We start from the raw sequence: 6,490 nt of genomic DNA on the forward strand, positions 1-6,490 counted from the left end.
GACCGCCGCGCCGCCCAGCGCGCCGCCGACGACGCCCGCCGCACCGCCCGCGCGCTGCGCGCCGAACGCGCCGAGATCCCCGCCGCCGAGCAGGCCGACGAGCCCGCCGAGACCGCCCCCGCCGCGCTGCCCGCCCTGCGCGAGGCCTACCGCGCCGCCTCCCAGCTGTACGAGAAGGTCGGCGTCGGCGCCGACCTGCGCGCCGAACAGGCCCGCGCCGAGGGCGACGAGGCCGCCGCCGCGGCCGAACTCGACCGCCTCACCAACAAGGTGCGCACCCGCGCCGAGGAACTCCTCGGCAGCCCCGACGGCGCCGACGGCCCGGCCCGACAGGCCGCCGCCGCCCGCGCCGAGGAACTGGTCGCCACCATCGAGGCCCGCTCCGCCGCCGCCAGCGAGCAGCTCGGCCGGCTGCGCGGCGAGGCCGAACGCTCCGCCCCCGCCGACGGCGAGGCGCACACCGAGCTGCCCGAGGACCTCGTCCCCACCGACCCGGAGCACGCCCAGGCCCTGCTGCGCACCGCCACCAGCCGCCTCGCCGAGCGCCGCGAGGCCCTGGACGCCGCCCGCACCGCGCACGCCGACCTCCAGCGCACCTTCGACACCGCCCAGGCCGCCGCCGCCGACTTCGACGAGCTGGCCGGCCAGCTGCGCGACGGCCTGCGCGACCACCAGGAGGACCCGGACGACCCGGTCGAGCCGTACCTGGGCTCGCTGGCCGAGGCCCGCACCGGCGCCACCGAGGCCCGTCGCGCCCTGCGCACCGCCGCCGGCGAGCTGTCCTCCGCCGAACTCGCCGTCCGCGACGCCTCCGACGCCCTGGTCCGGCACGCCAACGCGGCCCGCTACGAGGCCGTCCGCACCCCCGCCCGCCAGCAGATCCGCGAACTGCCCGCCTCCGCGCTGCCCGAGCACGCCGCCGCCTGGGCGGCCGCCTTCGCGCCCCGGCTGCGGGTGCTCACCGACGAGCTCGCCCAGCTGGAGAAGAACCGCGGCTCGATCGTGGACCGGCTGCGCGGCCTGGTCGAGTCCTCGCTCACCACGCTGCGCGCCGCCCAGCGGCTGTCCCGGCTGCCCGAGGGCCTGGGGGAGTGGTCCGGCCAGGAGTTCCTCCGGATCCGCTTCGAGGACCCGGACCACGCCACCCTGGTCGAGCGCCTCGGCGAGGTCATCGACGAGGCCACCCGCGCGGCCGTCAGGAAGAACAGCGACCTGCGCCGCGACGGCATGTCCCTGCTGCTGCGCGGGGTCGCCGCCGCGATCGGCCCCAAGGGCGTCAGCGTCGAGATCCTCAAGCCGGACGCGGTGCTGCGCGCCGAGCGGGTCGGCGTCGGCCAGATGTCCGACGTCTTCTCCGGCGGCCAGCTGCTCACCGCCGCCATCGCGCTGTACTGCACGATGGCCGCGCTGCGCGCCAACGACCGCGGCCAGTCCCAGCTGCGGCACGCCGGCACGCTGTTCCTGGACAACCCGATCGGCCGGGCCAACGCCACCTACCTGCTGGAGCTCCAGCGGGCCGTGGCCGACGCGCTCGGCGTCCAGCTGATCTACACCACCGGCCTGTTCGACACCACCGCGCTCGCCGAGTTCCCGCTGGTGATCCGCCTGCGCAACGACGCCGACCTGCGGGCCGGCCTCAAGTACATCTCGGTCGAGGAGCACCTGCGCCCGGGCCTGCCCGCCGCGCCGGACCCGGACGGCCCGACCATCCACGGCGAGATCACCGCCACCCGGATGTTCAAGCGCCCCGCGGAGGTTCCCCCGCAGGGATGAACTGGCTAGCGTGATCATCATGCTGACGATCGCGCACCTCAGTGACACCCACCTCGGCCAGGTCCACCACGGGGACGGCGGCCGGCGCGCCCGGCGGCGGACCGAGCAGGTGATGGCGTACCTCGACGCCCTGCCCGGTCCGCTGGACGCGGTGCTGGTCACCGGTGACCTCGCCGACCACGGCCGGCCCGAGGAGTACCGGGAGGTGGCCGAGGCGCTCAAGTCCCGTCACCCGGTGCTCATCTGCCCCGGCAACCACGACTCCAGGGCGCCGTACCGGGAGGTGCTGCTCGGCGAGGCGCCGGAGGAGGGGCCGGTCAACCGGCTGCACCGGCTGCCGGGCGCGGACGTGCTGATGCTCGACTCGTCGATACCCGGGCAGCACGACGGCCTGCTGGACGAGCCGACGCTGGACTGGCTGGACGCGCAACTCGCCGAGGGGCGTACCGAGTTGCCCGCCCTGGTGGCCTTCCACCACCCGCCGGTGGAGCTGCACCTGCCGTACGTCGACCCGATCCGCCAGTTCGGCGAGGACCGGCTGGCGCGGGTGCTGCACCGGCACCCCCGGGTGGCCGCCCTGCTCTGCGGCCACTCCCACACGGGCGCGGCGACCACGTTCGCCGGCCTGCCGCTCCTGGTCGCGCCCGGCGTGGTCTCCACCGTCACCCTGCCCTGCGAGGGCGGGAGCGACATCGCCTTCGACCACCCGCCGATGCTGGCCTTCCACGTCCTGGACGGGGACCGCCGGCTCACCACCCACTACCGGGCGCTGCCGACGGGGGACTGACCGGCACGCTTCAGGGGTGGTTGGTCCGCACCCGGGCCTGGCGCGGCGGCTGCGGCGGTTGGTAGGGCTGCTGCTGCGGCCACTGCTGCTGTCGCCCGGGCCCGTACGGCTGCTGCGGCCCCGGCCCGTACGGCTGCGGCTGCGGCGGTGACTGCGGCGGCGCCGACTCGTACGGCTGCCGGTACACCGAGGACGAGCCGGGCCGGGGCAGCGGCCGCGCGGCCGGCGGCTCGGCGGCCGCCCGGCTGCCCGCCATCGGGTACGCGGAGCCCGGCGCCCGCATCCGCTGGGCCGCGACCTGGCGGGAGATCAGGATCTCCAGCAGGCACCACATGGTGCCGAACACCCCGAGCCCCATCGCCAGCAGCGCGGGCGTCAGCAGCCAACTGCCCGCGTACGAGGCCAGCGTCGCCACCACGACACCCACCAGGGTGAAGGACAGGCAGAGCACCGCCCGGACTGCGGCGGCGCGCACCTCGTCGGGCAGGCGGCGACGGCGACGGCGGCGTGGCACGGACATCGAGCGACCCCCAGGCGCATGGCGCGTGTTCGGTGAAGCATACGGAACGGGCGCACACGAAACACGCCCCTTCGCCTCACTCTGCCCCGCCGAACCGGGACTATGCGTCCGAAACCGTCGAACTGCCGTCAAACAGCGTGATCCGGGCAGTCCCGGCAACCCCGACGGCCCCGGCGCTCAGCCCGATGGGAGGCTCGGCCCACCTGAAGGCTCAGTCCACCCGGAGGTTCAGCCCAGCTGGAGGTTGAGCTCCTCCAGCGCCCCGGTCACGATCGTCCGCATCGCCTGCTCGGCGTGGACGGCGTCCTTGGCGCAGATCGCCTCCGCGACCTCGCGGTGCAACCGGATCGCGTACGACTCCGGCTGATGGGGCATCAGATGGTACTCGGTGCGGCCGGTGAGCACCGCCGCGACGGTGTCCCCGAGGTGGGCGAACATCTCGTTGCCGGAGGCCCGCAGCACCAGGGAGTGGAAGGCGATGTCGTGCTGGAGGAAGGCGTTCAGGTCGGCGGCCCGCGCGGTGACCGTCAGATCCACGGCCAGTGAGCTGAGTTCGCGCCGGTCGTCGTCGCTGGCGTGGGTGGCGGCGAGCGCGGCCGCGGCCGGTTCGACGGCCGTCCGCAGCGAGCCGAGCGAGCGCAGCTGGGCGGCGCGGTCCGAGCCGGCCAGGCGCCAGCGGATCACCATCGGGTCGAAGACGTCCCAGAGCGACTTCGGCTGCACGGTGATCCCGACCCGCCGCCGGGACGCGACCAGGCGCATCCCCTCCAGGACCCGCACCGCCTCCCGGACCACCGTCCGGGACACCCCGAACCGGGTCTCCAGCTCCTCCCCGCGCAGCACCGCCCCCTCGGGGATCTCCCCCGACGCGATCGCCGGCCCGAGCTCGTCAAGCAGCCGCCCGGGCAGCCCCTGGATCTCCATCCGCCCAGCCTAGACGTCCGCCGGGCGAAGTCCCACGCCCACCCCGGCCCGCCCGCGGACGGGTGTGATCCGCCCCACCCGCCGTCCGTGCCCCCGACCCCGGCCGGCCCGTCCCCGCCGCGCCGAGCGCCTCGGCCGGGCCCGCGGAGGCCCCTACCCGCGGGAAGTAAAAGTATGACGATTTGGTTTCCGCCACTTGAATACGTCATATCTTTGAGGCGATAGTGGCGGCCAGGCAACGAAGGAGCACCACCCATGGCTCTCAGCGTCGAGAACCACGACCTCCCGCGGACCCCCCTCACCGTTGTGGTGATGGGCGTCTCCGGCGTCGGCAAGACCACCCTGGCCCGCCTGCTGGCGGACCGCCTCGACCTCCCCTTCGCCGAGGCGGACGAGTTCCACCCGCCGGCCAACATCGCCAAGATGTCCGCCGGCATCCCGCTGGACGACCAGGACCGTGAACCCTGGCTGCGCGCCATCGGCGCGTGGCTCAAGGCGCACACCGAGGACGGCACCGGCGGTGTGGTCACCTGCTCGGCGCTCAAGCACGGCTACCGCGACATCCTGCGCGCGGACGCCCCGGGTGCCTACTTCCTGCACCTCAGCGGTGGCCACGACCTGGTCGAGGACCGGATCTCCCACCGCACGGGCCACTTCATGCCGACTTCGCTGCTCAACTCCCAGTACGCCACCCTGGAGCCGCTGGGAGCGGACGAGCGCGGCACCGTCCTGGACGTGGGCCCGTCCCCCGAAGAACTCGTCGAGATGGCCGTGGCACTGCTGCGGCCCGTCAATGGAGACCTCGCGTGAGCATTTCCCCCACTCTGCTGGCGGCGGCCGCCCCACCGGCCCTGCCGCACACCAGCAGCGACTCCCAGCTGCTGATCGCGGTGCTGCTCAGCATCGGTGCGATCGTCGTACTGATCACCAAGCTGAAGCTGCACCCGTTCCTCGCCCTCACGCTCGGCTCGGGTCTGCTGGCCGCCGTCGCGGGTGCCCCCTTCGACAAGCTGCTCAGCAGCTTCTCCACGGGCTTCGGCTCCACCGTGGCCAGCGTCGGCCTGCTGATCGGCCTCGGCGCGATGCTCGGCAAGCTGCTGGCGGACTCCGGCGGCGCCAACATCATCGCGGACACCGTGCTCTCCCGCACCGGCAACAAGGCGCTGCCCTGGGCGATGGCGCTGATCGCGGCGGTGCTCGGCCTGCCGCTGTTCTTCGAGGTCGGCGTCGTCCTGCTGATCCCGATCGTGCTGCTGGTCGCCCGCCGCGGCAACGTGCCGCTGATGCGGATCGGCATCCCGGCGCTGGCCGGCCTGTCGGTGCTGCACGGCCTGGTGCCCCCGCACCCGGGCCCGCTGGTCGCCGTCGACGCGCTGAAGGCCGACCTCGGCATCACCCTGGCGCTCGGCCTGCTGATCGCCGTCCCGACCCTGATCATCGCCGGCCCGCTGTTCTCGCGGCTCGCCGAGCGCTGGGTCGGCCCGCTGGAGATCCCGGCGGCCACCGCCCCCGAGGAGACGGCCAAGCACGACCGCACCCCGTCCTTCGCCGCGGTGCTGGCCACCATCCTGCTGCCGGTCGTGCTGATGCTCGGCAAGGCGCTGGCGGACGTGGTGATCGACAACCCGAAGGCGATCGGCCAGCGGGTGTTCGACTTCATCGGCTCCCCGCTGATCGCGCTGCTCGCGGCGACCCTGCTCGGCATGGCGACCCTCGGCAGGGCGGCCGGCTTCGACCGGGCCCGGATCTCCGACACCGTCGGCAAGTCGCTCGGCCCGATCGCCGGCATCGTGTTCATCGTCGGCGCGGGCGGCGGCTTCAAGCAGACCCTGATCGACGTGGGCGTCGGCAACGCGGTGAGCGAGTGGTCCGGCAAGTGGCACATCTCGGCACTGCTGCTGGGCTGGCTGATCGCCGTGCTGATCCGCCTGGCCACCGGCTCGGCGACGGTCGCCACGATCACCGCGGCCGGCATCGTCTCCCCGCTCGCCGCGAACATGTCCTCGACCCACGCGGCCCTGCTGGTGCTCGCGATCGGCGCCGGCTCGCTGTTCCTCTCGCACGTCAACGACGCCGGCTTCTGGCTGGTGAAGGAGTACTTCGGGATGAGCGTCGGGCAGACGCTGAAGTCCTGGTCGGTGATGGAGACGGTGATCTCGGTGGTCGCCATCGCCCTGATCCTGCCGCTCAGCCTGATCGTCTAGCGCGCGGAACAGCGCGCGGAGCAGCGCACCGCCGAGGGGCGGCACCCGTGACCGTACGGGTGCCGCCCCTCGGCGTTCCGGCGGTCCTGGAGGCGCCCGTACCGGGCCGCCGGAGCGCGGGACATCCCCGCGGTACCCGGAGCCCCGGTACACCCCACCCCGGAGACCCCCGGCACCGGGCCCACACCCCGGGACGCCCGGCACCGGCACCCGCACCGCCCTCCGGACACGCGGAAGCGGGGGCGGGGGCCGCGCGCGGTCCACCGCGCCCAGACCCCCCGC

General features: G+C 74.2%; 5 protein-coding genes and 1 pseudogene. 4 read left to right on the plus strand and 2 right to left on the minus strand.

Translation table 11 applies throughout. The annotated features are described in order from the left end of the window. Both ABZW03_RS35065 and ABZW03_RS35070 read left to right on the plus strand, forming a co-directional pair. Window positions 1-1,773 (plus strand): annotated as a pseudogene (locus ABZW03_RS35065) (hypothetical protein); the annotation flags it as partial. Window positions 1,774-1,792: 19 nt separating this feature from the next. Beyond that, window positions 1,793-2,560 (plus strand): metallophosphoesterase, encoded by a 768-nt coding sequence (locus tag ABZW03_RS35070; RefSeq protein ID WP_355267705.1) that lies wholly within the window; start codon window positions 1,793-1,795, stop codon window positions 2,558-2,560. 10 nt (window positions 2,561-2,570) lie between these two features. Here the strand turns inward: ABZW03_RS35070 and ABZW03_RS35075 are convergent, their stop codons facing one another. Both ABZW03_RS35075 and ABZW03_RS35080 read right to left on the minus strand, forming a co-directional pair. Then, a complete protein-coding gene (locus tag ABZW03_RS35075) occupies window positions 2,571-3,080 on the minus strand; it encodes a hypothetical protein (RefSeq protein ID WP_355267708.1) in 510 nt (169 codons plus the stop codon). Between the two features lie 228 nt (window positions 3,081-3,308). Beyond that, the gene (locus tag ABZW03_RS35080; protein ID WP_355267711.1) at window positions 3,309-4,004 is read right to left on the minus strand and encodes an FCD domain-containing protein; all 696 of its coding nucleotides are present in this window, start codon (window positions 4,002-4,004) and stop codon (window positions 3,309-3,311) included. A gap of 255 nt (window positions 4,005-4,259) precedes the next feature. Here ABZW03_RS35080 and ABZW03_RS35085 point away from each other — a divergent pair, with 255 nt between their 5' ends. Then, window positions 4,260-4,814, plus strand: a complete 555-nt coding sequence (locus tag ABZW03_RS35085) for a gluconokinase (protein ID WP_355267714.1) — start codon at window positions 4,260-4,262, stop codon at window positions 4,812-4,814. After that, complete coding sequence (locus tag ABZW03_RS35090) at window positions 4,811-6,208, plus strand: gluconate:H+ symporter (RefSeq protein WP_355267716.1); 1,398 nt, start codon at window positions 4,811-4,813, stop codon at window positions 6,206-6,208. The genes ABZW03_RS35085 and ABZW03_RS35090 overlap by 4 nt, the downstream gene beginning before the upstream one ends. The last annotated feature ends 282 nt before the right edge of the window (window positions 6,209-6,490 follow it).

This window comes from Kitasatospora sp. NPDC004799 (assembly GCF_040609095.1).
In the GTDB taxonomy this organism is placed as follows: Bacteria; Actinomycetota; Actinomycetes; order Streptomycetales; family Streptomycetaceae; genus Kitasatospora.

Excerpts from the sequence above, each read along its gene's own strand:
- ABZW03_RS35070 (WP_355267705.1), top strand. The coding sequence starts at position 1,793 with ATGCTGACGATCGCGCACCTCAGTGACACCCACCTCGGCCAGGTCCAC.
- ABZW03_RS35085 (WP_355267714.1), top strand. The coding sequence starts at position 4,260 with ATGGCTCTCAGCGTCGAGAACCACGACCTCCCGCGGACCCCCCTCACC.
- ABZW03_RS35075 (WP_355267708.1), bottom strand. The coding sequence starts at position 3,080 with ATGTCCGTGCCACGCCGCCGTCGCCGTCGCCGCCTGCCCGACGAGGTG.
- ABZW03_RS35080 (WP_355267711.1), bottom strand. The coding sequence starts at position 4,004 with ATGGAGATCCAGGGGCTGCCCGGGCGGCTGCTTGACGAGCTCGGGCCG.